The organism is Arthrobacter sp. RIT-PI-e (assembly GCF_001187915.1).
In the GTDB taxonomy this organism is placed as follows: domain Bacteria; phylum Actinomycetota; class Actinomycetes; order Actinomycetales; family Micrococcaceae; genus Arthrobacter_D.
The window spans coordinates 58,108-81,759 of record NZ_LGIU01000051.1 but is presented as its reverse complement, the minus strand read 5'-3'; the positions used below and the strand labels follow the sequence as shown (position 1 = coordinate 81,759).

General features: G+C 70.1%; 19 protein-coding genes and 1 pseudogene. 12 read left to right on the top strand and 8 right to left on the bottom strand.

Annotated elements, in window-relative coordinates:
• Window positions 1-56 precede the first annotated feature (56 nt).
• Window positions 57-653: a recombination mediator RecR gene (gene recR, locus AC792_RS07080; protein WP_049829853.1), complete on the top strand. Its 597-nt coding sequence runs from the start codon at window positions 57-59 to the stop codon at window positions 651-653.
• Between the two features lie 6 nt (window positions 654-659).
• Here the strand turns inward: recR and AC792_RS07075 are convergent, their stop codons facing one another.
• A complete protein-coding gene (locus AC792_RS07075; protein WP_049829852.1) occupies window positions 660-1,799 on the bottom strand; it encodes an ABC transporter permease in 1,140 nt (379 codons plus the stop codon).
• Entirely contained in the window at window positions 1,796-2,728 is a 933-nt protein-coding gene (locus AC792_RS07070) for an ABC transporter ATP-binding protein (protein ID WP_049829851.1), read from the bottom strand. The genes AC792_RS07075 and AC792_RS07070 overlap by 4 nt, the downstream gene beginning before the upstream one ends.
• 238 nt (window positions 2,729-2,966) lie before the next feature.
• On the opposite strand from AC792_RS07070, the gene AC792_RS07065 reads away from it, so the two are divergent.
• Window positions 2,967-4,256 (top strand): aspartate kinase, encoded by a 1,290-nt coding sequence (locus tag AC792_RS07065; RefSeq protein WP_082177545.1) that lies wholly within the window; start codon window positions 2,967-2,969, stop codon window positions 4,254-4,256.
• Window positions 4,257-4,371: 115 nt separating this feature from the next.
• Here AC792_RS07065 and AC792_RS07060 read toward each other — a convergent pair whose 3' ends face one another.
• On the bottom strand, window positions 4,372-7,539 hold the full coding sequence (locus AC792_RS07060) for a S8 family serine peptidase (RefSeq protein ID WP_082177544.1): 3,168 nt from the start codon (window positions 7,537-7,539) through the stop codon (window positions 4,372-4,374).
• A gap of 219 nt (window positions 7,540-7,758) precedes the next feature.
• On the opposite strand from AC792_RS07060, the gene AC792_RS07055 reads away from it, so the two are divergent.
• From AC792_RS07055 to purL, 5 genes are all read left to right on the top strand, one after another.
• Window positions 7,759-8,643 (top strand): hypothetical protein, encoded by an 885-nt coding sequence (locus AC792_RS07055; RefSeq protein ID WP_049829849.1) that lies wholly within the window; start codon window positions 7,759-7,761, stop codon window positions 8,641-8,643.
• A 109-nt stretch (window positions 8,644-8,752) separates the two neighbouring features.
• Entirely contained in the window at window positions 8,753-9,373 is a 621-nt protein-coding gene (locus tag AC792_RS07050) for an SSI family serine proteinase inhibitor (protein WP_160317621.1), read from the top strand.
• 191 nt (window positions 9,374-9,564) lie between these two features.
• Window positions 9,565-9,825 carry a phosphoribosylformylglycinamidine synthase subunit PurS gene (gene purS, locus AC792_RS07045; RefSeq protein WP_049829847.1) on the top strand — a complete coding sequence of 87 codons (261 nt, stop codon included), beginning with the start codon at window positions 9,565-9,567 and terminating at the stop codon, window positions 9,823-9,825.
• A 23-nt stretch (window positions 9,826-9,848) separates the two neighbouring features.
• Complete coding sequence (purQ, locus tag AC792_RS07040) at window positions 9,849-10,619, top strand: phosphoribosylformylglycinamidine synthase subunit PurQ (RefSeq protein WP_152916080.1); 771 nt, start codon at window positions 9,849-9,851, stop codon at window positions 10,617-10,619.
• Window positions 10,620-12,920 carry a phosphoribosylformylglycinamidine synthase subunit PurL gene (purL, locus tag AC792_RS07035; protein ID WP_049829845.1) on the top strand — a complete coding sequence of 767 codons (2,301 nt, stop codon included), beginning with the start codon at window positions 10,620-10,622 and terminating at the stop codon, window positions 12,918-12,920. It begins immediately after the preceding gene.
• A 75-nt stretch (window positions 12,921-12,995) separates the two neighbouring features.
• On the opposite strand, the gene AC792_RS07030 is transcribed toward purL, so the two are convergent.
• The 3 genes and pseudogenes from AC792_RS07030 to AC792_RS07020 all read right to left on the bottom strand — a co-directional run.
• Window positions 12,996-13,724: a class F sortase gene (locus tag AC792_RS07030; RefSeq protein ID WP_049829844.1), complete on the bottom strand. Its 729-nt coding sequence runs from the start codon at window positions 13,722-13,724 to the stop codon at window positions 12,996-12,998.
• Between the two features lie 85 nt (window positions 13,725-13,809).
• Window positions 13,810-14,754 (bottom strand): hypothetical protein, encoded by a 945-nt coding sequence (locus AC792_RS07025; RefSeq protein WP_049829843.1) that lies wholly within the window; start codon window positions 14,752-14,754, stop codon window positions 13,810-13,812.
• 537 nt (window positions 14,755-15,291) lie between these two features.
• Window positions 15,292-15,669, bottom strand: a pseudogene (locus tag AC792_RS07020) (DUF1990 family protein); the annotation flags it as partial.
• A gap of 515 nt (window positions 15,670-16,184) precedes the next feature.
• Between AC792_RS07020 and AC792_RS07015 the strand changes: the two are divergent.
• Window positions 16,185-17,033: a DUF1206 domain-containing protein gene (locus AC792_RS07015; RefSeq protein WP_049829890.1), complete on the top strand. Its 849-nt coding sequence runs from the start codon at window positions 16,185-16,187 to the stop codon at window positions 17,031-17,033.
• Window positions 17,034-17,077: 44 nt separating this feature from the next.
• Here AC792_RS07015 and AC792_RS07010 read toward each other — a convergent pair whose 3' ends face one another.
• A complete protein-coding gene (locus AC792_RS07010) occupies window positions 17,078-17,494 on the bottom strand; it encodes a CoA-binding protein (protein ID WP_049829841.1) in 417 nt (138 codons plus the stop codon).
• Between the two features lie 259 nt (window positions 17,495-17,753).
• Here AC792_RS07010 and AC792_RS07005 point away from each other — a divergent pair, with 259 nt between their 5' ends.
• The 4 genes from AC792_RS07005 to acs all read left to right on the top strand — a co-directional run bounded on the left by AC792_RS07005 (window position 17,754) and on the right by acs (window position 22,546).
• Complete coding sequence (locus AC792_RS07005; protein ID WP_049829840.1) at window positions 17,754-18,566, top strand: ABC transporter ATP-binding protein; 813 nt, start codon at window positions 17,754-17,756, stop codon at window positions 18,564-18,566.
• Window positions 18,567-18,666: 100 nt separating this feature from the next.
• Window positions 18,667-19,701: an aliphatic sulfonate ABC transporter substrate-binding protein gene (locus tag AC792_RS07000; protein WP_049829839.1), complete on the top strand. Its 1,035-nt coding sequence runs from the start codon at window positions 18,667-18,669 to the stop codon at window positions 19,699-19,701.
• A 26-nt stretch (window positions 19,702-19,727) separates the two neighbouring features.
• Window positions 19,728-20,582: an ABC transporter permease gene (locus AC792_RS06995; RefSeq protein ID WP_082177551.1), complete on the top strand. Its 855-nt coding sequence runs from the start codon at window positions 19,728-19,730 to the stop codon at window positions 20,580-20,582.
• Window positions 20,573-22,546 carry an acetate--CoA ligase gene (gene acs, locus AC792_RS06990; protein WP_049829838.1) on the top strand — a complete coding sequence of 658 codons (1,974 nt, stop codon included), beginning with the start codon at window positions 20,573-20,575 and terminating at the stop codon, window positions 22,544-22,546. The genes AC792_RS06995 and acs overlap by 10 nt, the downstream gene beginning before the upstream one ends.
• Here the strand turns inward: acs and AC792_RS06985 are convergent.
• The gene (locus AC792_RS06985; RefSeq protein WP_082177542.1) at window positions 22,487-23,599 is read right to left on the bottom strand and encodes a LysM peptidoglycan-binding domain-containing protein; all 1,113 of its coding nucleotides are present in this window, start codon (window positions 23,597-23,599) and stop codon (window positions 22,487-22,489) included. The genes acs and AC792_RS06985 overlap by 60 nt on opposite strands.
• Window positions 23,600-23,652: the final 53 nt, after the last annotated feature.

Here is a 23,652-nt window from a genome sequence, read left to right as displayed (position 1 = left end):
GCACTGCGGTGGACCCGGCACCGGCACCATCATCGAACGGCAGAAGAGGAACCATCGTGTACGAAGGCGCAGTCCAGGAGCTGATCGACGAGCTCGGACGCCTCCCCGGTGTCGGGCCGAAGTCGGCTCAACGCCTCGCTTTCCACATCCTGGAAGCGGACGGCGAGGACATGGCGCGCCTCGTCACCGCCATCACCACGGTGAAGGAACGCGTGAAGTTCTGCGCCGTCTGCGGCAACGTGGCGGAGCAGGAGAAGTGCGCGATCTGCAGGGATCCCCGCCGCGATCCGAGCATGATCTGCGTGGTGGAGGAATCCAAGGACGTCATCGCCGTCGAGCGCACGCGGTCCTTTCGCGGCAGGTACCACGTGCTGGGCGGGGCCATCAACCCGATCGCCGGGGTGGGCCCGGACCAGCTGCGCATCCGCGAGCTCCTCGCACGGCTCTCGGACGAGCAGGTCCAGGAGATCATCATCGCCACGGACCCGAACCTCGAGGGTGAGGCCACGGCCACCTACCTGGTCCGCATGCTGAAGACCATCGGCATCCCGGTCACGCGGCTGGCCTCCGGACTCCCGGTGGGCGGGGACCTCGAGTACGCGGACGAGGTGACCCTGGGCCGCGCCTTCGAGGGCCGGCGGGCCATGTCCTGATCCTGCTCAGGCGATGCGCGTGCCCTGGGGCAGGCGCATCGCCGGCATGGTCAGGCGCCGCCTGGCCAGCAGGAGGAGAGCCACGGCGAGAAGCACCTGCAGTCCGAGACCGAGCGGCCAGATCGGCGTCTCCTGCTGCAGGGGTCGCATTCCCTGCAGGGCCTCCTCGCACGTGACCTCGAGATCCGGTCCGGCCTGCGACTGACGGACCAGCTGGCTGACGCCCTCCATGACGCCAGGGGCGTAGTAGGTGCCGCCCGTGTAGGCGAAACCCTGTACCGGGGGTGCCTCCTCCGGCTCCTCGTACGTGTAGGGCACGGCGTCGGCCACCACCACGAACGGGTTGGCGGCGAGGACCCACGCGATGTACTCGGTGTGCGCCACGTCGGTGACATAGGTCTGCGTATAGCACTCCCACTCGACGGTCTCGTCGAGGGTCCCGTCCTCCCGCAAGGCGGACTCCGGGGGGTTGTAGGAGGAGGTGGTGATGCTGCGCTGCTCGGTGACCAGGGCGGCGCTGAGTGCGAAGACGATCACGGTCCCGACGGTCAGCAGTGCCACCAGCATGTACGTGGTGACGATCGAGAACAGCGGGCGGCCGGCGATCGCGGACACCGCGACGCCGAGGGCGCAGACCACGCCCAGCTGGACGGCCAGCATCAGCAGGGACACGGAGGCCACCGCTCCACCCACCCCGCCGAGCGCGAGTGCCCAGAAGATGAAGGGCGTACTGAGCACGAGGAACGCGAGAGAGCCCACCCAGGACGCGAGCCACTTGCCCATGAGGAGTTGCCCGGGGGTCAGCAGGGTCACCTGGAGGATGGCGAGCGTACCCCCGGCGCGGTCACCGTTCACCGCATTGGCGGACAGTCCGGGGGCCACGAGCAGCCCGAACCCCAGCACGAAGCCCACCACGAGGTCGAAGAGCATGCCGCCCTCGTTGGGCGTGTTGTCCGAGTAGGCGGAGGTGAGCACGAAGACGAACCCGATCACCACGAACCAGATGCCGAGCATCCAGTACCAGCCCTTCCCGCGCAGGCGCTGCCTGGTCTCGAGGACGAACACGGTGCGGACCGCGGACCAGAACGGCAGCGTGGTCACCGCCGGGCCGGTTCGGGGCATGAGGGAGGGTGCAGCGGTGCTCATAATCTGTCCGTGTCCAAGCTCATGTAGGTCTCCTCGAGCGCGCCGCCGGCCGGCGCGAACGCGGTGACGACGACGCCGGCCAGCACCAGGGTGCGCAGCAGCCACGAGGCCTCCGCGGTGCTGCCGAGCTGCACCAGGAACTCCTCGCGCCGGGAATCGCCGCGGGTCTCGAAGCGGATCTCCTGGCTGCGCAGGGTGTCGGCGAGGGCGGACATCGGCTGCGCCTGCACGTAGTAGCGGCGCAGCTGGCTCCCGGCCTCGTCGAGCGTCTGGGTCTTCACGGAGTGCCCGCGGCTGACGAACACGGCGCGGTCCGCGATCTCGTCCAGCTCCGAGAGGACGTGGCTGGACACCACCACGGTCTTGCCGGCGGCGGCGAGGGAGCGCAGGAGGGTGCGCAGTTCCAGCCGTGATCCCGGATCGAGGCCGGACGCCGGCTCGTCGAGCAGGAGCACCTCGGGGTCGTGGATGAGGGCGCGGGCGAGGCTGAGCCGCTGTTGCTGACCGCGCGAGAGCACGCGGGCCGCCTGGCGCCCGAACTCGGTGAGGTTCACCGTGCGCAGCAGCTCGTCGGCGCGCCGGGAACGGTCCGCGGGGCTCATCCCGTACAGGGCGCCCACGGTCCGGAGCACCTCGGACGCGGTCAGGGACTCCCAGGTGCCCAGGGTGTCCGGCATCCAGCCCACCCTCCTGCGGACCTCCGCCGGATGGACCACGGGATCGAACCCGGCCACGCGCACGGTCCCGGAGTCCGGTGCCAGCAGGCTCGCGAGGATCAGCATGAGGGTGGTCTTGCCGGAGCCGTTGGAACCGATCAGGGCGGTCACCTCGCCGGGCGGGGCCTGGAAGTCGATGGTGCGGATCGCCTGCACCGGGCCGAAGCTCCGGGCGAGGCCCTCGACGACGATTCCCCCGAAGCTGTCAGTCATGCTCCGAGGGTATGCGAAAGTCCTTCGACCCGGCCTCCCCCCAGGGGCTGAGACGGGACGTGGAGCCATACGGTCTCATTCCGACCCGAACTTTGGGACAGCATTCGGCGCGCCGCTACACTGGCACGGGCGCTGGGGTCACAGCGCCCCGACGCCCAGGCGAAGATGCCGCCGCCCGCGGCCGCACGGCCCGGGCAGCCGGACCTCCGCCGTCGTCCTCTCAGCAGTGAGCGAGTGCATGAGCCTCATAGTCCAGAAATTCGGCGGATCGTCCGTTGCCGACGCCGACGGCATCAAGCGTGTTGCGCGGCGCGTGGTGGACACCTGGGCCGCGGGTCACCAGGTGGTGGTGGTCGTGTCCGCGATGGGTGACAGCACCGACGAGCTGCTGGACCTCGCCGCCCAGGTGAGCAAGGCGTCGTCCGACGCCCGCGAGATGGACATGCTGCTGAGCGCCGGGGAGCGCATCTCCATGGCCCTGCTCGCCATGGCCATCCACGGGATCGGTGCCTCCGCGCAGTCGTTCACGGGCAGCCAGGCCGGGATGATCACGGATGCCATCCACGGCAAGGCGCGCATCATCGACGTCTCCCCCCACCGCATCCGGACCGCCATCGAGAAGGGCGACATCGCCATCGTGGCCGGGTTCCAGGGCATGAGCCGCGACAGCAACGACATCACCACCCTGGGCAGGGGTGGCTCCGACACCACCGCCGTGGCCCTCGCCGCGGCGCTCGACGCCGACGTCTGCGAGATCTACACCGACGTGGACGGCATCTACACCGCGGACCCCCGTGTGGTGCCGTCGGCGCAGAAGATCGACACCATCTCCAGCGAGGAGATGCTGGAGATGGCGGCCTCCGGCGCCAAGATCCTGCACCTGCGCTGCGTCGAGTACGCGCGCCGGTTCGGTGTGCCCCTGCACGTCCGTTCCTCGTTCAGCCACAACGAGGGCACCTGGGTGCTGCCCAGCCCCGACGACCAGATCAAGATTCAAGAGGGAGAACCCTTGGAACAGCCCATCATCTCCGGCGTAGCCCACGACCGCTCCGAGGCGAAGGTCACGGTGGTGGGCGTCCCCGACATCCCCGGCAAGGCCGCGGAGATCTTCGGTATTGTGGCCGGGGCCAACACCAACATCGACATGATCGTGCAGAACGTCTCCACGCACGGGTCCGAGAGCACGGACATCTCCTTCACCCTGCCGATCGTGGACGGCGCCGACGCCCTCGCGGCCCTCGGCGAGGCACGGGAGCGCGTGGGGTTCGAGACCGTGGAGTACGACGAGAAGATCGGCAAGCTCTCCCTGATCGGCGCTGGCATGCGCTCCAACCCGGGGGTCTCGTACCGTTTCTTCCGGGCGCTCTCCGACGCCGGGGTGAACATCGACATGATCTCGACCTCGGAGATCCGCATCTCCGTGGTCACGGACGCGGATCTGCTGGACACCGCGGTGCGCGCCGTGCACGCCGCGTTCGAGCTCGACGGCGAGGCCACGGCCACCGTGTATGCCGGGACGGGGCGCTGACCGGGCACGCTCCTTCCAACCGACGCACAGAGCACGAGGAAGGCCGGTGGATCGGATCCACCGGCCTTCCTCGTGTCCGGTCAGTCGGTGCTGACCATCAGTATTGCAGGTCCGCCTACTTGTTCCCGGTGGGGGTGGTGAACTCGCGGGGGCCGGTGATCAGCTTGTCCGCCGGGTTCACCGTGGGCAGTTCGACCGCTGCCGGCGCAGCCGTCGGAGCCGTCCCGGTGACCGTCACGGCCACGTTGGTGATGGCCGACGAGCCCGCGTAGGTGATCCGGCCCACGTAGGAACCGGGGGCGAGCCCGGTCCAGTTGACCGTGACGGCGCCGGTGGAGCCGTTCGCCAGCACCAGCGGGTTCGGGGTGACCGTGGCGTTGTTCAGACCGGCACCCAGGACGACGGCCTCGATGGTTCCCGCCGTCGGGGCGTTCCCGGGGCTGGAGTACAGGTTGGCCACGATCTGGTAGGTGCCCGCCGCAGGGTTCTGGAGCGTGATGGTCTCGCTGGCGTCGGACGTCGCCACCTGGGTGACGCTGCCGTTGGGGCGCACCAGGAACATGTCGAAGTCCGCCGCTTCGGTGCTCGAGAGCACCGAGAAGCGGGCCAGCGACGTGTTGGCCGGCACCTCGACGGTCTTCACGGCGTTGGAGACGTTGTTGCCGATGGCAGCACTGCCGGGCACCAGCTCGATGTCCGTGGTGTCCGCCTTGGCGAGACCCTGCAGCGTCATCGCGATCGGCCTGTTGGTCCCCGAGGTGACGTCGAAGCTGCCGCTGCCGCTGGCGCCGTTGGAGGTGAAGGCCACCTCGGCGGGAGCGTTGACGGCCTGCGGGCGGACGGCCACCGGTGAGGTGACCTTCTTGTTCTGACCCGACCAGGTCAGCGACCCGGCGGCGAACTGACCCACGGGGGCGCTCTGGTTCTCGAAGGTCACCTTGAAGGTGCGCTTCTCGCCGGCTGCGCTGAAGTTCAGGATCGACGGCGTGACCGTGGCTTTCACCCCGGGGATGTTGACGGTGGCGCGGTAGAGGCCCGGCGTCACGGCGGTGACCGTGCGGGTCACCTCGGAGCGGCCGGGCAGGTTGCCCAGTGAGAAGGGGGGGGCGTTCGTGTTCTTCGCCTCGACGGCTTCGATCCCGTCGATGCCGAGGTCGAGCCCCGTGCCCTGGATGAAGCGCAGGTAGTCGTCCGCGTCCTGGTCGTAGACCAGGCCGGGGCTGAGCACCGACGCCGGGTTGATGTGACCCGCGCCGACCGCGAGGACGTCCGTCTCGACGGCACCGGTGGCCGTCTTCAAGGGGTACGCCGTGGTCATCATGGCCGACTTCACGGCGGCCGGGGACCAGGTCGGGTTCTTCGCCAGGACCAGTGCTGCGAGACCGGCGACCTGCGGGGACGCCATGGAGGTCCCGGAGAGGAAACCGAACTGCTCACCGTTCGAACCCACGGTGGAGACACCGGCGAGGACGCCGACACCGGGAGCCGTGATGTCCGGCTTCAGGAGATCGGATCCGGTGGCCAGCAGCGGTCCACGCGAGGAGAACCCGGCGATCTGCGGGGTGGGAGGCAGCGGCTGGCCCGTGGTGTCCCGGGGCTGCAGGGCGACCGTCAGGTTCGGGTTCGCGGCGACCTTGGCCTTCAGCTCGAGAGCGGCGGGGGCGTCGACGTGCACCGTGGGGATCACGTGCTTGTCGGCGTCCGTGGAGGACGGCGTGACGTTGACGAGGATCATGCCCACACCGCCGCCGCGCTGGACCTCCGCGCTCTTGGCGGTGCGGTCCACGACGCCGCGGGCGCAGACCACGATCTTGCCCGCGGCCTTCGCGGGCTCCAAGGGGTTCGGGCCGCACAGTTCCGGCGTGGGGGCACCTGCGGCAGCGGCATTCGCGGCGAGGACCACGGGGCTGGCGGGGACGCCGTTGCGCATGATCGAGGCACCGCGGTACTTGGATCCGTCGGAGAACTCGGCCGTACCCTGCAGCTCGTAGTTGAACGTGCTCGCGGCCACCGTGGTGAGCCACGGGGAACCGTGGTTCACGGTGCTCGCGGTAGGACCGGAGTTACCCGCCGAGGCCGCGACGAACACACCCGCGGACGCTGCGGAGAGGAACGCGAGGGCCACGGGGTCCGTCGTCGTGGTGGTGCTGCCCGAGATCGAGTAGTTCAGCACGTCCACGCCGTCGAGGATGGCCTGGTTGATGGCGTCGACCGCCGCGGAGGAGTAGCAGCCGCCCGTGTCCGGGTTGTCGTCCTCCCAGCAGATCTTGTAGACGGCGATCTTCGCGGCGGGCGCCACACCGGCACCGATGCCGAAGTCGCGGCCGTCCACACGCTGGGGTACGCCGGCGTTGCCGGCGGCGGTGCTGGCGGTGTGCGTACCGTGGTTGTCGATGTCCACGGGGGAGATGACCTCCTCGGGAGCACGGTTCTCCGCAGGGACGTTCGCGAGGAACGTGTCGGCGAAGTAGCGGGCCGAGAGGACCTTGGAGTTGCAGAGGCTGCCGTCGAAGTCCTCGCCGACCTGGCACTCGCCGACGAAGGTGCTCCCGTCGGTCTTCAGCATGGCGATCCTGCCGGCCGCGTTCAGGTAGGGCTCGCCCACCTTCGGCTTGGAGTTGCCGGGGAGGCGCTTGACGGGTGCACCTGCGAAGAAAGGGTTGTCGGGTGCGTACCCGGTGTCGATCACGCCGACCACCGTGCCGGCACCGGCGTTCTTCTCGCCGCCGAACTGGCTCTTCCACACGCCCTTGTTCCCGGGAAGGTTCAGGAAGTCGGTGCTCGAGTAGTCGGGTGCGTTCTCGACGTCCGGTGCCACGAACAGGACGTCGTCGCTCTTGGCGAGCTCCACCGCCTGGTCCGTGCTGAGGTCCGCCGCGAAGCCGTTGATCGCCGCGGTGTAGGTGCGGTTGATCTCGACGTTCTCGCCGGCCGCGATCTCCTGCTGCTTGCCCTCGAGGAAGTCCGAGTACTGCTGGACGTCCGCGTCCGCGGCGTCGAGCTTCTGCCCCTGCTCCGGCTTGGTCCGCTCCAGACCCTGGATCTCACCCTCGTAGGTGGCCACCGGCTTGTCGGCGAGGACCACGATGTACTTGCCATCGGGGTACTGCGCCGGGTCGAGTTCCTTGGTGGGAGCCTTCTGCGCCGACAGCGCACCCGCGGGTGCGGCGTACGCCATGGGCGCCACGGCCGTGGACGTGACCAGCAGCGGCAGACCCAGGACGATCGCCGTGACAGCCCGCAGCGTGCTGCTGCCCTGCCCGGCTTTTCTCCGTTGTGTCATAGGAAGGTGGTGCCTCTCGTGAAAGTGCGGAGCGGCCGGAAGCCGTTCCCCCTGTGCTGCGATCTCCCGGATAGGATCCCCGAACTGTGATGACTCTCACAGACGTCGCAGCGAGACAAACTTACCCGAGGCAACACTTACTGACCACTCGAATTCAGCCCCGTTACCCAGAATTAACACGAGGTGTTTACCTTCATGCGGCGGGGTGATAATGGCTGGATGCCGTCTTCACCTGCACGCACCGCCACCGCGGACGAGTGGCGGGAGCGGGAGGCGGTGCACACCGCGCGGGTGGACCGCTTCGCCGGCCCGTACCTGGAACGGCGCTCACGCGGGGCGAAGCACCCGGTAGAGGACTTCCTCTTCACGTACTACAACCAGAAACCCGGTCAGCTCCGGCGGTGGCACCCGGGAGCGGGCGTGACCCTCACGGGGCCTGCCTCCACCGACCGCGCCGCCTGGAAGTACTACACCGCGGACGACGGCGGCGTGCGGGTGGATGTGCCGAGATTCGTCGCGGAGCGGCGCGAGACCATCGACTTCACCCGCGTGATCCTCGGGCGCACGGCGGCACGGGCGGCCCAGTTCGGCTGCTTCGGCCTGCACGAGTGGGCCATGGCCTACCGCTCGGCGGTGAACGGCGTGCGGCACGAGTACCTCGGGCTGCGCCTGGGCGCCTCGGGGACGGACGACGTCGTCGAATCCGCCCGGATCCGCTGCACCCACTTCGACGCCTTCCGCTTCTACACCCCCGAGGCCATCCCGCTCAACGAGCTCTCGCCCACCCGCCAGAACCAGCGGGACCTCGAGCAGCCCGGATGCCTCCACGCGAACATGGACCTCTACAAGTGGGCCTACAAGCTGACGCCCCTGATCCCGAGCGAGACCGTGATGGACTGCTTCGAGCTCTCCTGGCGTATCCGGATGATGGACATGAGGGCCTCCCCCTACGACCTCTCCGCCTGGGGCCACACGCCGATCGCCATCGAGACCCCCGAGGGGAAGGCCGAGTACGTGCGCCTGCAGCGCGGTTTCGCCGCGGAGTCCCAGGACCTCCGGAAGATCCTGCTGCGGCAGCTCGAGGAGGCCCTGGTCCTGGGCTGAGGGAGGCGTCACCAGACGCGGGACATCACGGAGGCTTCGTTCGTCGGAGGTTCGCCGACGTCGGATGTCCAGCGGCGATTACGCTGGGGAACCAGTCGAAGGGGGAACCATGACCCGCACAACCCCGCCACCCGGCGGCACCCGGATGCCGAGGGGTCTCCGCACAGGGAGTCTGCTCGCGGCCCTCGCCCTCACCCTCACCGCCTGCTCACCGGGTGGAACCACGACCGAACCGACAGAGCAGGAGCCGACCGTGCAGTCCGCCTCGCCCGAGCCCACACCGTCCGAGCCCACACCCGACCCCGGGGGGACGCCGTCGGCCCCGCCCTCCACCCCACCGCCGTCGAGCACCCCGTCGTCGAGCGCGGATGCAGGACCGTCGCCGGCGGGCACCGAGGCCCTGCTGCCCGTCACCCTGCAGCAGGACGCCGCGGCGGGACCCGTGCAGTACGTCCTGGAATGCGTGGGTGGAGCACCCGGCGCCGCCACCACGCTCCCCGGGGCCGAGAGCGCCTGCGCCGCACTCACCCGGCTCGGTGCCGCGTTCTTCACCGCGCGGCCGGACAAGGACGTGATCTGCACCCAGCAGTACGGCGGGCCGCAGACGGCGAGCATCACCGGGACCCTCGACGGCACCTCCGTGATCGCCGCCTTCTCCCTGACGGACGGCTGCCAGATCTCGCGGTGGACCGCGGCCCAGGACATCCTCGGGGCGCCGGGCGCGAGCTGACCTGCGGGGCCTCCAGGAGCACGATCCCGGGCGTCCGGCCCGCGCGGACGGAACGGCGGGCCCGGTAGACTCGTGGGGCAAGCTCGCGGAGCGCCGGTGTCATCCCTGATACGGCGTGAGACGGCACTCCCGGGCTCCTGCCGCCAATGCTGGGACCACCCAGCGCCGCTCACGTACAGGAGAGTTGCCGGATGCCCCGGATCGTCGTCGACGTCATGCCCAAACCCGAGATCCTCGACCCGCAGGGTAAGGCGATCGCCGGGGCGCTCCCCCGGATCGGCCTCACCGGGTTCGCCGGTGTCCGCCAGGGGAAGCGCTTCGAGCTCACCGTGGACGGCGAGGTCCCCGAGGAGGTCCTCGAGCAGGCCCGCCAGGCCGCGTCCACGCTGCTCTCCAACCCCGTGATCGAGGACGTCACCCGCGTGGAGGTCATCGAGGACGGCGCACAGTGACCGCCTCGAACGTCGAGACCCCGCTGATCGGGTACCCCCAGCCGATCGCCTCGGACACCGGTGACGGTTCCCTGGACGGCGTGCGGGTGGGCGTGGTCACCTTCCCCGGCTCGCTCGACGACCGCGACGCCGTCCGCGCGGTCCGCCTGGCCGGTGGCAGCGCCGTCGCCCTCTGGCACGACGACCACGACCTCCAGGGCGTGGACGCCGTGATCATCCCCGGCGGCTTCTCCTACGGCGACTACCTCCGTGCCGGTGCCATCTCCCGGTTCGCGCCGCTCATGGAGCAGATCATCGCAGCCGCCTCCGGCGGCGCGCAGGCACTGCCCGTGCTCGGCATCTGCAACGGCTTCCAGGTGCTCACCGAGGCCCACCTGCTGCCGGGGTCCATGGTCAAGAACAACCACCTGCACTTCATCTGCCGCGACCAGCGCCTCCGGGTGGAGAATGCCGACACCTTCTGGACCTCGGACTACGCCCCGGGTGAGGAGATCGTGATCCCGCTGAAGAACCAGGACGGCCAGTTCGTGGCCGACAACCGGACCCTCGACGAGCTCGAGGGCGAGGGCCGCGTGGTGTTCCGCTACGTGGACGAGAACCCGAACGGCTCACGCCGGGACATCGCCGGGATCTCCAACGCCGCCGGCAACGTGGTGGGCCTCATGCCGCACCCCGAGCACGCCGTGGAGGCCGGCTTCGGCCCCGACTCCTCCGCCCGCGGCGAGGTAGAGGTGCGCGGCGGCACCGACGGCCTCGGCATCTTCACCTCGGTACTCAAGAAACTGGTGCGCTAAGTGACTGCAGAGACGTCCAAGAAGTTCAACATCGACACCGTGGCCAACGCGGAGTCGACCCCCGGTCAGCCGCTCCCCTGGGCCGAGCTGGGCCTGAAGGAGAACGAGTACCGGCGCGTCGAGGAGATCCTCGGGCGGCGCCCCACCGGCGCCGAGCTCGCCATGTACTCGGTGATGTGGAGCGAGCACTGCTCCTACAAGTCCTCCAAGGTGCACCTGCGCCAGTTCGGCGAGAAGGTCACCGACGCGATGAAGGAGCACCTCCTCGTGGGCATCGGCGAGAACGCCGGCGTCGTGGACATCGGGGACGGCTGGGCCGTGACGTTCAAGGTGGAGAGCCACAACCACCCCTCCTTCGTGGAGCCCTACCAGGGCGCGGCCACCGGCGTCGGCGGGATCGTCCGCGACATCATCTCCATGGGCGCCCGACCGGTGGCCGTCATGGACCCGCTGCGCTTCGGGGCCATCGACCACCCGGACACCGCGCGCCTGGTGCACGGGATCGTCTCCGGCATCGGCGGCTACGGGAATTCCCTGGGTCTGCCGAACATCGGCGGCGAGGTGGTCTTCGACTCCGTGTACCAGGGGAACCCGCTGGTCAACGCGCTCGCCGTCGGCGTCCTGCGGCACGAGGACATCCGCCTCGCGAACGCCTCCGGCGTGGGCAACAGGGTGGTGCTCTTCGGGGCCCGCACCGGTGGTGACGGCATCGGCGGCGCCTCCGTGCTGGCCTCGGAGTCCTTCGACTCCTCGAAGCCCTCCAAGCGCCCAGCCGTGCAGGTGGGTGACCCCTTCGCGGAGAAGGTGCTCATCGAGTGCTGCCTGGAACTGTTCAAGGCCTCCGTGGTGGAGGGCATCCAGGACCTCGGCGCCGCCGGCATCTCCTGCGCCACCTCGGAGCTGGCCTCCAACGGCGACGGCGGCATGCACGTGGAACTCACCAACGTACTGCTGCGCGACCCGTCCCTGACGCCCGGCGAGATCCTCATGTCCGAGTCGCAGGAACGCATGATGGCCGTGGTGACGCCGGAGAACGTCGCGGCGTTCGAGGCGATCCTGGACCGCTGGGCCGTGGAGTACTCCTGGCTCGGGGAGGTTACCGACACCGGGCGCCTGATCATCGAGTGGGACGGCGAGAAGATCGTGGACGTCGACCCGCGGACCGTGGCCCACGAGGGTCCCGTGTACGAGCGGCCCTACTCCCGTCCCGCGTGGCTGGGCGGCGTGCAGGCGGACTCCTTCACCGCTCCCTCCTCCGGCATCGAGCAGCCGGCCGATCTGCGGGCGGCGGTCCTGGAACTCATGGCCTCGCCGAACCTGTGCTCCAAGGACTGGGTGACCAACCAGTACGACCGCTACGTGCAGGGCAACACGGCCCTGGCCATGCCCGACGACGCCGGCGTGGTCCGCGTGGACGAGGAGACCGGCCTCGGCGTCGCCATCTCCACCGACGCCAACGGCCGCTACTCCTACCTGAACCCCTACGAGGGTGCCCGCCTGGCCCTCGCGGAGGCGTACCGGAACGTCGCGACCGCCGGTGCCGTGCCGCTGGCCGTCACCGACTGCCTGAACTTCGGTTCCCCCGAGGACCCCGAGGTGATGTGGCAGTTCGCCGAGACGGTGCGTGGTCTCGCGGACGCCTGCCAGGAACTCGGCGTGCCCGTGACCGGCGGCAACGTCTCGCTGTACAACCAGACGGGCGGCGTGGCCATCCACCCCACCCCCGTGGTGGGCGTGCTGGGCGTGTTCGACGACGTCGCACGCCGCACGCCGTCGGGCTGGCGTGAGGACGGGCAGGCCGTCTACCTGCTGGGTACCACGGCCGACGAGCTGGACGGCTCGGAGTGGGCCCGCCTGCGCGGTCACCTCGGCGGGCAGCCGCCGGCCGTGGACCTCACGCAGGAGAAGACCCTCGCGGCGATCCTCGTGAACTGCAGCCGCGACGGCATGATCGACGGCGCCCACGACCTGTCCGAGGGCGGGCTCGCCGCCGGGATCAGCGAGATGGCGCTGCGCTTCGGCGTGGGCGCGCGCATCGGGATCGACGAGCTGTGCGAGCGCGACGGTATCGACGCGTTCACCGCACTGTTCAGCGAGAGCCAGGGCCGCGCCGTCGTCAGCGTGCCGCGCTCCGAGGAGGTGCGCTTCAACGACATGTGCACCGCGCGGAACTTCCCCACCCTCCGGATCGGCGTGGTGGACACGGAGAACCAGGCGCTGGACGTGCAGGGGTACTTCAACCTGCCACTCGACCAGCTCCGCGAGGCCCACGAGGGGACGCTGCCGAAGTACTTCGGCTGAATCCCACGCACATCCGGAGGAGGCCGCCACCCGTGCTCGGATGGCGGCCTCCTCCGGCTGTGAGGTGATGCGGTGCTACGCGGTCCTGGGCATCGCGGTGACCACCACGTTCTTGCCCCACGGGTCCTCGGTGTAGCAGCTGATCAGCACCACGCGGTTGGGCACGACGTCCCAGATCTCACTGTCCTTCAGGGTGTCCTTGTCGTGCGTGACCACGCCGTCCACCACGTAGGTGAGCTCGCCCTCCTCGGTGGTCAGGGTGAACTCCTTCCCCACGAGGCTCTCGTCGCTCAGGTGGTTGAAGGGGGCGTCCTGGCCGTCCCAGCTGTGCCCGGCGATGTAGGTGGTGTTCTGCGATCCTGCGCCGGGGACCCCATAGGGCGTGAGCCAGTAGGCGTCGATGGTGAGGGGCGGGACCAGGGACTGCGTGGCGAGGTCCTCGTCGCTGGGGGTCAGGGGCAGCACGGCCATGTCGATACCGGCTGCGGCGAAGGAGAGCCCGACGGGCTGGGCGGCGGCGGGGCCGGCATCGGCGGCAACCGGGGTCGCCGTGGGCTGTGCTGCGGTGTCCTGCGGCGTGGCGGAGGACGACGGCGCGGCGACCGCTGAGATCGAGGTGGTCGGCGAGGCCTCGGGCGGGGCCCCGGCAGAGCCCTGCGACAGCACCACACCTCCGACCAGGGCGGCGGCAGCCACCAGGGGAAGGACGATCCACCGCTTCCTCGGCCGTTCCCGGACGGCCACATCGGCACCGTCCTCGGACTGGGGATCGAATGGTTCTTCGGGGCTCCGGGGAGTGTCCATGATGCAGGCGGTCCTGAGCTAGGGATGGATGATGCACTGCTCCGCCCCCGCGGTCCGAGGACGCGGGGGCGGAGCAGTCGGTGTACTAGCGCTGTGCGCGCTCGAGGCGGCGCATGCGGGCGGCTGTTGCCATGGGAACCGCGACGCCGACGGCCAGCAGCGCAGCGATGAGGGTCATCGCTGCGCTGTTGTCCTCGGTGGCGACGGCGGTCTGGACATTGAGGCCCTTGTTGGTCCCGGTGGCCGGGGCCACGGCTACGGGAGCCGGGGTCACGACGGTGACCTCCGGGGCAGGGGTCACCACGACGACCTCGGGGGCCGGGGTCACGACCACGGGAGCCGGGGTCACGGGCGTGACGATCGGGACCACGGGGTCGACGCCGATGGCGCTGGCGTCACAAGCGGCGAGGAAGGCCTTGAACAGCTCGACGATCTGGGCGGCGAGCGCCTCGTCGCCACCGAGCTGAGCGATTAGGGCGTCGGCCTCCGCCGCTGCAGCTTCAGCTGCGGCTTCGGCGGCTTGGACCTCCGGGGTGTAGACCAGGGCCTCGTAGGCTGCGAAGGCGAGGTCCGCGTTGTTGAGCGCCGCTGCCTGATCGGCCAGGGCAAGCGTCAGCACACCCTGCGCCTGGACAACGGCAGGAGCCTCGACATCACCGTTCGCCGCTGCGAGCGCGGTGTTGTACGCGGTCTGGGCGGCATCGACATTGTCGACCGCTGTGTCATACAGCACCGCGGTGGCTTCGACCTGACCCTGGGCGGCGACAGCGGCTTCCGTGCTCGCGGCAGCATCGGCGAGCAGCAGTGCGTTCTCCAGTGTCGTGACGACGTTCGCGACGGCGACCTCGAGCTGGTTGACGAACGCGAGGTCGATGCCGGCGGCACCGAGGGCCGCGTTGAACTGGGTCGATGCGGCGAGGCATGCCTGGTCACCCGGTGCAGCGGTGGCTGCGGGTGCGCCGAGGAAGAGTCCACCGGCAAGAAGGGTGGCTGTCGATCCGGCAGCAACCCATTTTTTTCCAACGTTCATGTGTGCGCGTCTCCTGAAAACACGTAGATTCCCCCGGGCGACCCCCGACGTCCCAGTTCGCGGAGGCCACTCGCACGGGACGACCCTCGGAGGAGGCCCGCCGCACGCTGAACGTCACGATCCGCAGATCGCAGAGTCCAGCGGTGGACCCGAACATCCTGGAAACACCCTGGGCGATCACTGTAGTTTTTAACTTAGAGTGCTGACAGGTAGTTCGGCAACAAAAACGAGTAGTCGGTTCCGGTAACGATTCGATGGTGCTCGTAGGGTCCGCACAAGAAATCCGTCACTTAAGGCAGAATTCGTTCCCTTCCGGGCCCCTCATCACGATGCGTTCGAGGCACATCGGTGGTGCGGCTTCATCGCGGGGGACCCGGATGGACGTGTCCCAGAACGTCGCGCCAGAAGCACGAGAGCGTCCGGGGAACATGGGCGTCGAAGGTGATCTGCACCTGCCGGCTCATCCGGGCGCTCCGTTCCTCGCGGGATCTGCTCGTCGGAGGGTACCGCGGATGAACGAAGCCTCACGGCAGGGACTCAGACTCCTGCCGCGAGGCTCCGCGCCGCTCGGACATACCTGGCGAGGACGAAGCGCTGCGTCAACCGGGTCACCGGAGCGGCCAGCCGGTACAGGAGACTCGCCGGCGCACTGTAGGCGGAGCAGACGAAGAACAGGCGTCCGTCGTCGGTGAGCTCGGCGTAGAAGCCCTCCTCACCCCGCACCGGGTGGCCCGGCAGCGTCCCGTACCCGAACCCGCCGCGTTGGCCCGCGACGGCGCGGGATGCGCCGTCGAACTCCCCCGGCCTCGACCACAGCACACGGCAGGGTGCCTTGATGCGGAAGGGGCCCACACCGAACCCGGACACCACCCGCACCCCGGGCGCCGCGCGCCCGGCGTCGGATTCCAGGGTGAGGCCCGCACGGCGGGCATTCCCCCCCCGAGGCCCCCCCCCGGGGGTGCCACGAAGGCCCCCGCCGCATCAGCGGAAACGATCTCGTGCCGCTCCACCATGACGGTGTACCCGGCGGGCCAGCCGCCCTCGAACGGCTGGGGGAACGGGCGGTCCGTGGCGCCGCGCTCGCTGTAGGTGAACCGTTCCATGCCGTACCTCTCGAGGGGACCGGTGGAGGAGGACCAGGGGTGCCCGGCCCCGGTGGCCGGCCGGTACGCACCAGTGCCATGGTATCCACCGCACCCGCGCGCGGGTGCGGTGGGACGGCGATGGCGCCCTGCTCGATGCGGCCCTGCGGCACCACGCTCCCGGATCGGACGCCACACATCCCGGGAGGTGTCGCCGTTCCGCGTGCCGGGTACTCGTCCGGCAGGAGGATGCCCTGTGGCGGCGGGACACGCGGTGGCAGGATGATCCGGACGGCACGGATCCGTCGGACCTCGGTCCCGCCGGTCCGACGAGGAGACGGGAACATCATGGGACAGGGGACGACGCCGGGCGGCGGGGGCAAGGATGCCGTCGACAAGGCGACCGACGCGGCCGAGCAGGCTGCGGACTCGACCGGTTTCACGCTCGCGGCCCGTGCGGGTTACGTGGCTGCAGGGATCCTGCACCTCCTCATCGGGATCATCGCCCTGGGACTCTCCGACGGAGGATCCGGCAGTGCCGACCAGAGCGGTGCGATCGGCCAGCTCGCCACGCGCCCGGGTGGCACGGTGCTGCTGTGGTTCTGTTTCCTGGGCTGCCTGGCACTCGCGCTCTTCCTGGTCAGCGAGATCTTCTTCGGCGCCCGTAGCGGCTCGGCCAAGGACAGGGCGGTCTTCCGGACCAAGTGCGCCGGGCAGTCCGTGGTGTACGCGGGGATCGGTGTGACGTTCGGTCGATTCGCCCTCGGCGGCTCGACCGACAGCAGCAGTAGCACGAGTTCTGTGAGCGCGTCGCTCATGTCCCATCCGGCCGGGTCGGTGCTCCTGTTCGCGGTGGGCCTCGGCATCCTGGGCGTCGGAGGGTACTTCATCCACAGCGGTGTGACCCGCCGTTTCCGGAAGCACCTCACCCGTCTCCCGCTCCGGCCGGCAGGGACCGCTCTCGTGGCGCTCGGAGCGGTGGGTTACATCGCCAAGGGGGTGGCTCTCGGGGTGCTGGGCGTCCTCGTCCTCGTGAGCACCGTCCGGCATGATCCCGAGCAGTCCACCGGTCTGGATGGTGCACTGAAGTCACTGCGTGATCAGCCGTTCGGCATGTGGATCCTGGGATCCGTGGCCCTCGGGCTCATGGCGTACGGCGTGTTCATGGTAATCCGGTCCCGATATCAGCGCATGTGAGGTACCGGCACACGTGATCTGTGGAAGCGCGGACCCCGTGGCCATCAAAGACCGAGCGCGGGTGCTTCCATGACCGGGCAGGTGTCCATGACGACGTCGAGCCCGGCCTCCGCCGCGCGGGCCGCCGCGGCCTCGTCGATCACGCCGAGCTGGAGCCACACGGCCTTCGCCCCGACGGCGATCGCCTGGTCCACCACCGCCCCCACGCGGGTGGAGTTCACGAAGCAGTCCACCACGTCGATGCTCCCGGGGACGTCGGCGAGCCGGGTGTAGCCCTGCTGCCCGTGGACGTCGTCGCCCTTCAGGCTCACCGGGACGATCTCCATGCCGAGCCGGTCCATGAGGAAGCGGGAGACGCCGACGGCCGCGCGCCTCGGATTGTTCGAGAGTCCCACCACCGCCCAGCGGCCGGGCTCGGTCAGGAGCCTTCCGATCACCTGCGGATCGTTGCGATGTGCCACGGTTCCTCCTCGACTCGGGCGTGGATTGTTACAGCCTTTGTTACACGTCCCATTTTGCTCCTCCGGACAGCCCGGGGTTTCATGGGGGTGACCATCCCGAGCGGCCGAGAGACCTGGATCGATGAAGCCGCAGCAACCCTGGTTGCCCGCATCCCCCTGATGCGAGGCGATAACGAGGTGCGAGCCACGGGAACCACCGCGAGTGCGGCGGCCAAGGCTCGAACCGTAGGGTGCTACCGCCAGGACCGATGGAGACGTGATGACTGCACTTCTGGCACCCGGCAAGACCCGGCCCTCCTCCAAGCAAGCCCTCGGCGTCAGCTTCTCGGGGCTGGGGCGCAGCTTCGGCCCGTCCGGCGCCCGGCGCGTGGTGCTGCGCGACGTCACCGTGGACGTGCGGCCCGGTGAGATCCTCGCGATCCTCGGCACCAGCGGATGCGGGAAGTCCACCCTCCTGCGGGCCGCGGCCGGGCTCGACGTCCCCGACGCCGGTGAGGTCCTGATCGACGGGACACCCGTCGACGGGATCGACGAGCGCTGCGCCGTCGCGTTCCAGGAACCCCGGCTGCTGCCCTGGCACACGCTGCAGGCCAACGTGGCGATCGGGCTCCCGAGATCCGCGGGTGCCGCGGCCGGGAAGGCCAAGGTCCGCGAGCTGCTCGAACTCGTGGGACTGGACAGGTTCGCGAAGCACCGCCCCCGCGAGGTCTCCGGCGGCATGGCGCAGCGCACCTCACTGGCGCGGGCACTCGCCCGGAACCCCGGCGTGCTGCTGCTCGACGAACCGTTCGGCGCGCTCGATGCCCTCACCCGCATCAAGATGCAGGACCTCCTCCTCGAGATCCACGGCGCACAGCCCACCACGGTGCTGCTCGTGACGCACGACGTCGACGAGGCGCTCCAGCTCGCGGACCGCGTCCTCGTGCTCGGGCGGACGGATGACGACGCCGAGGGCTCCACGGTCGCCGAACTGGTCACCGTTCCCGGATCACGTCCTCGCAACCGCAACTCCGCGGAGCTCGGCCGGCTGCGGAGCTCCCTGCTCTCCCTGCTCGGCGTCACCGGCCACTGACCCCCGCGCCATCCCCGCACCGCCCTGCCGTACCGGCGCCCCCTGCACACCTCCTCCACCTCCACGCCACCTCCGGCGTCCCGCTCGCTAAGGAACCACCATGAATCGCCGCACCCTCCTCCCCACCCTCGCCCTCGCCACCGCGCTCTCCCTCGGCCTCAGCGGCTGCATGGCGGGTGAGAACGCAGCGGACGCCGGCTCCGCGGACGGCGCCACGCAGGGCGGCACGCTGAACATCGACTTCGCCACCTACAACCCGCTGAGCCTGATCGTCCGGGAGCAGGGCTGGCTCGAGGACGCGCTCGCGGAGCAGGACATGGACGTCAACTGGGTGCAGTCCGCCGGATCGAACAAGGCCAACGAGGCGCTGCGGGCGGGCGCGATCGACGTCGGCTCCACCGCAGGGTCCGCGGCGCTGCTGGCACGCTCCAACGGCTCCCCCATCCGCACCATCGACATCTACTCGCAGCCGGAGTGGTCCGCGCTGGTGACACTGCCGGACTCCGGGATCACGTCGGTGGAGGACCTGCGCGGCAAGTCGGTGGCCGCCACCATCGGCACGGACCCGTACTTCTTCCTGCTGCAGGCCCTCGAGGCGGCGGGGGTGGACCAGTCCGAGGTGACCATCGAGAACCTGCAGCACGCGGACGGGCGCTCCGCCCTCGCGAGCGGTGCCGTGGACGCCTGGGCCGGACTGGACCCGATCATGGCCGCCGCCGAGCAGGACGGCGCCCAGCTGTTCTTCCGCGACATCGACTTCAACACCTACGGCTTCCTCAACGCCACCGAGGACTTCCTCGAGGAGCAGCCCGACGTGGCCCAGACCGTGGTGGACGCCTACGAGCACGCCCGCGCCTGGGCGGAGGAGAACCCGGAGGAGACGGCGGCGATCCTCGCGGAGGTCGCCGGCATCGACCAGGCCGTGGCGAACTCGGTGATCCTGGACCGCACCAACCTCGCGGTGGACCCCGCCCCGGGTGACGCCCAGCGCAGCGTGCTCGAGAAGATCGGCCCCGTGTTCGTGGAGAACGGCGACGTGCTGGAGCAGGCCCAGGTGGACGAGGCGCTCGAGACCCTCCTGGACCCCTCGTTCGTCGAGAACGCGGACCCGGACGCCATCGGCTCCTCCTCGTGAGCGGGCAGGTCCCGACCGGTCGTGCCATCCCGCTGAGCAAGGAGGGCTCGGAGGTCTCCGGAGTCCCCCTCACCACGGGAGCCGCAGCAGCGCGGCGCCTCCGGGCAGCGGAACGACGCCGGGGCGCAGGCCGGCGGATCGGTGCCCTCCTGCTCGGGCTGATCGTCCCGGCCCTGCTCCTGCTGGGGTGGTACCTGAGTACGGCGTCGGGCTTCTTCCGTCCCTCGCAGCTGCCCTCACCCGCAGCCGTGTACACGGCTGCCGTGGACCTCGTGGAACGCGGACTGCTCACCGACCACATCCTCATCTCCACCCAGCGCGTGCTCCTCGGCTTCCTGTGCGGGGCGGCACTCGGCGTGGTGGCCGGAGCCCTGCTCGGACTGTCCAGGATCGCGGACGTGCTCCTGACGCCCATGATCGGGGCACTGCGCGCGGTGCCGTCCCTGGCCTGGGTGCCCCTGCTCCTGCTGTGGATCGGCATCAACGAGGACTCCAAGGTCACCCTGATCACCATCGGGGCGTTCTTCCCCGTCTTCACCACGCTCTACCTCGCCCTCCGGCACGTGGACCGGAACCTCGTGGAAGCGGCGCGGGCCTTCGGGCTGAACGGCGTGCGACTGCTCCTCACGGTGCAGCTGCCCGCCGTCGTGCCCGCCCTGTTCTCCGGTCTGCGGCTGGCACTCGCGCAGGCCTGGCTGTTCCTCGTCGCGGCGGAACTCCTCGCCGCCTCCATGGGCCTGGGGTACCTGCTCACGGAGTCCCAGCAGAACGGGCGCGTCGACCGCATCATCCTCACCATCATCCTGCTGGCGGTACTCGGCAAGAGCACCGACGCCCTGCTGGGACTCGCGGAGCGCTGGGCGGTGCGGCGATGGGCGTGAGCAGCACGGCATCGGCGCGGGAGGAGGTGGCGGACATCGCGGAGGATCTGGTACCGGACACGGCGGAGGCGCAGCGCCTGGCCTTCTGGGCGGAGCAGGCCGGACGGCTCGAATGGAGCACCCCCTGGCACACCCTGCACACGTTCGAGCGCGCCACCGAGCAGCAGGACGGAACGCTCAGCGTGCCCACCATCGAGTGGTTCGCCGGTGGCACCTTGAACGTCGCCGTGAACTGCGTGGACCGGCACGTGCGGGCAGGCGACGGGGACCGCGTGGCCCTGCACTTCGAGGGTGAACCCGGGGACCGCCGGAGCGTCACCTACGCCGAGTTGCAGGACGACGTCGGCCGGGCGGCCAACGCGCTCCTGGGCCTCGGCGTGGGCAAGGGCGACCGCGTGGTGATCTACCTGCCCGTGCTCGTGGAGACCGTGGTGGTCACCCTCGCGTGCGCGCGGATCGGCGCCGTCCACTCGCTCGTGTTCGGCGGCTTCTCCGCGGAGGCGCTGCGCTTCCGCGTCGAGGACACCGGCGCCAAGCTCCTCGTCACCACGGACGGCCAGTTCCGCCGCGGCACCGCCGTGGCCGTGAAGGACAACGCGGACGCCGCCGTGTCCGGCGAGAACGGCATCGAGCACGTCCTGGTGATCCGCCGCACCGAGTCCGAGGTGGCCTGGACCGAGGGCCGCGACGTGTGGTGGCACGACGTCGTCGACCCGGCCTCCCCGCACCACGAGGCGGAGGCGTTCGACGCCGAGACACCGCTGTTCATCATGTACACCTCGGGCACCACGGGGAAGCCGAAGGGCCTGGTGCACACCTCGGGCGGGTACCTCACCCAGGCGTCCTGGAGCTTCGAGCACCTCTTCATCCACCCGGATCCGGGGCAGCGGGGCACGGACGTCCACTGGTGCACGGCGGACCTCGCGTGGGTCCCCGCGCACACCTACGAGCTCTACGGTCCGCTGGCCAACGGCGCCACGCAGGTGATCTTCGAGGGGACACCGAACACGCCGCACCCCGGCCGGCACCTCGAGATCATCGAGCGCTACGGCGTCACCAGCTACTACACGGCGCCCACCATGGTGCGCTCGCTGATGGGCTGGTTCCCGGACGGCGTACCCGCCGGGTACGACCTCTCGAGCATCCGCGTGCTGGGCACCGTGGGTGAGGCCGTGAACCCGGAGGCCTGGCGGTGGTTCCGCAGGAACCTCGGCCGGGACGAGGTTCCCGTCGTGGACACCTGGTGGCAGTCGGAGACCGGTGCCACCGTGCTCTCCCCCGCCCCTACCGACACCGAGTTCAAGCCGGGGTGCGCGGCCCGCGCGCTCCCCGGGGTGAGCACGCGGATCGTGGACGAGGACGGCGAGCAGGTACCCCCCGGGGTCCAGGGACTGATCGTGGTGGACCGGCACGGCCCGGCCATGGCCCGCACGGTGTGGGGGGACCCGCAACGCTACCTCGACTCCTACTGGCGGACATTCGCCGCGCAGGGCTGGTTCCTGGCCGGTGACGGCGCACGGTACGACGACGACGGCGACACCTGGATCCTGGGCAGGGTGGACGATGTCATCAACGTCTCGGGCCACCGGCTCTCCACCATCGAGATCGAATCCGCCCTCGTGGCTCACCCGCTGGTGACCGAGGCCGGTGTCTGCCCGGTGGCCCATCCGGTGACGGGGCACGCCATCGCGGCGTTCGTGGTCCTGACGCCCGCGGCGACGGGCACGGAGGACGACGAGGACGTCGCCGCGGCCCTGCGCGCGCAGGTGGGTCAGGTCATCGGGCCGATCGCGCGACCCTCGGCCGTCGTCGTCGTGCCCGACGTACCGAAGACGAGGTCCGGCAAGATCATGCGGCGCCTGCTGACGCAGCTCTACGAGGGGGCGCCGCTCGGGGACACCACGTCACTGCAGAACGAGAAGTGCATCCCCGGCATCCAGGCCGTCCTGGCCTCGCGCGCCTGACAGCCCCTCGGGACGGCCCGGGGGGGAACGGGAGCGCGGCGGGCCCCCCGCCCGGGCGCCCGCCGCTCTCCGCTCCCCGACGGAGGGTGCCGCGACGTGGCAGCCCGCGACGCGTGCGAAGGATGCTCCCGGGAGGTCCGAGAGGGGGTGCTGCATGGTGGCGTTGATGCCGTTCATGCCGCCGCTGATGACCTGGCCGTTGCCGATGTAGATGGCGACGTGGCCGGCGGTGATGACGAGGTCGCCCGGTGCGGGGGTTCCCACGGTGGGACCGAACTGGAAGAACTGCGAGGGGCCGAGGTCGCCGACGGCGATACCGGCGGAGCGCAGGGCCTTCTCGACCATGGCGGTGCAGTCCTGCGTGACGCCGATCTGGCTGTAGGCGGAGGCCACGAGGGCTCCGGCGACGTTCGAGGCGGCCTGAGTGGTCTCGGCAGGAGCGGGAGAGACGTTCGACGCCGCGAGGTACACGCCGTCGTTCGCGGGGGCTGCGGGTGCCACGGAGGCAGCGTGCTGGACCGGAGCGGCGGGGGCGTACTCCACGGGAGCGGCCACCGTCTGTGCGGGGGCCACGAACGTCTCGACGGGAGCCACGACGGTCTCGACGGCGACCGGCGCGACGACAGCACCGGCGGCGGGGATGACGATGGTGTCGCCGGGGTAGATGATCGAGCTCAGCGACAGGCCGTTCGCGCCGAGGACGGCGTGCAGATCGGCACCGTACTGGGCGGAGATGGCACCGAGGGTGTCACCGGCGACGACGGTGTGCGAGGAGGCGGCAGCGGCGGGCGCTGCGACCGGGGCGGCTGCGGGGGCGTTCGCGGCTGCGGTGACCGGGGCCACCACGGGAGCTGCTGCGACGGGGGCGGGCGCCTGGTCGGTGTACGCACCGGCGTGGGCGGTGCCCACGGCGCTGAGTGCGAGGCCGGAGGTGACGGCGACGATCGCCACGGGGCGGCCGACGGCGAGGGCGTGGTTCTTGGCTGCGGTGGACAGGCCCTGGAAGGCGGTACCGGCGTTGCGGTGGCGTGCCTGAGAAGTGTTGCGTGACATGGGTGTGTACCTCTCCTCTGCCTGCGGGGTGAGCTGTCGGATTCGGATGGGAG

Coding starts and splice junctions, on each gene's coding strand:
- AC792_RS07075 (WP_049829852.1), bottom strand. CDS start 1,799: ATGAGCACCGCTGCACCCTCCCTCATGCCCCGAACCGGCCCGGCGGTG.
- AC792_RS07070 (WP_049829851.1), bottom strand. CDS start 2,728: ATGACTGACAGCTTCGGGGGAATCGTCGTCGAGGGCCTCGCCCGGAGC.
- AC792_RS07065 (WP_082177545.1), top strand. CDS start 2,967: ATGAGCCTCATAGTCCAGAAATTCGGCGGATCGTCCGTTGCCGACGCC.
- AC792_RS07060 (WP_082177544.1), bottom strand. CDS start 7,539: ATGACACAACGGAGAAAAGCCGGGCAGGGCAGCAGCACGCTGCGGGCT.
- AC792_RS07055 (WP_049829849.1), top strand. CDS start 7,759: ATGCCGTCTTCACCTGCACGCACCGCCACCGCGGACGAGTGGCGGGAG.
- AC792_RS07050 (WP_160317621.1), top strand. CDS start 8,753: ATGACCCGCACAACCCCGCCACCCGGCGGCACCCGGATGCCGAGGGGT.
- purS (WP_049829847.1), top strand. CDS start 9,565: ATGCCCCGGATCGTCGTCGACGTCATGCCCAAACCCGAGATCCTCGAC.
- AC792_RS07030 (WP_049829844.1), bottom strand. CDS start 13,724: ATGGACACTCCCCGGAGCCCCGAAGAACCATTCGATCCCCAGTCCGAG.
- AC792_RS07025 (WP_049829843.1), bottom strand. CDS start 14,754: ATGAACGTTGGAAAAAAATGGGTTGCTGCCGGATCGACAGCCACCCTT.
- AC792_RS07015 (WP_049829890.1), top strand. CDS start 16,185: ATGGGACAGGGGACGACGCCGGGCGGCGGGGGCAAGGATGCCGTCGAC.
- AC792_RS07005 (WP_049829840.1), top strand. CDS start 17,754: ATGACTGCACTTCTGGCACCCGGCAAGACCCGGCCCTCCTCCAAGCAA.
- AC792_RS07000 (WP_049829839.1), top strand. CDS start 18,667: ATGAATCGCCGCACCCTCCTCCCCACCCTCGCCCTCGCCACCGCGCTC.
- acs (WP_049829838.1), top strand. CDS start 20,573: ATGGGCGTGAGCAGCACGGCATCGGCGCGGGAGGAGGTGGCGGACATC.
- AC792_RS06985 (WP_082177542.1), bottom strand. CDS start 23,599: ATGTCACGCAACACTTCTCAGGCACGCCACCGCAACGCCGGTACCGCC.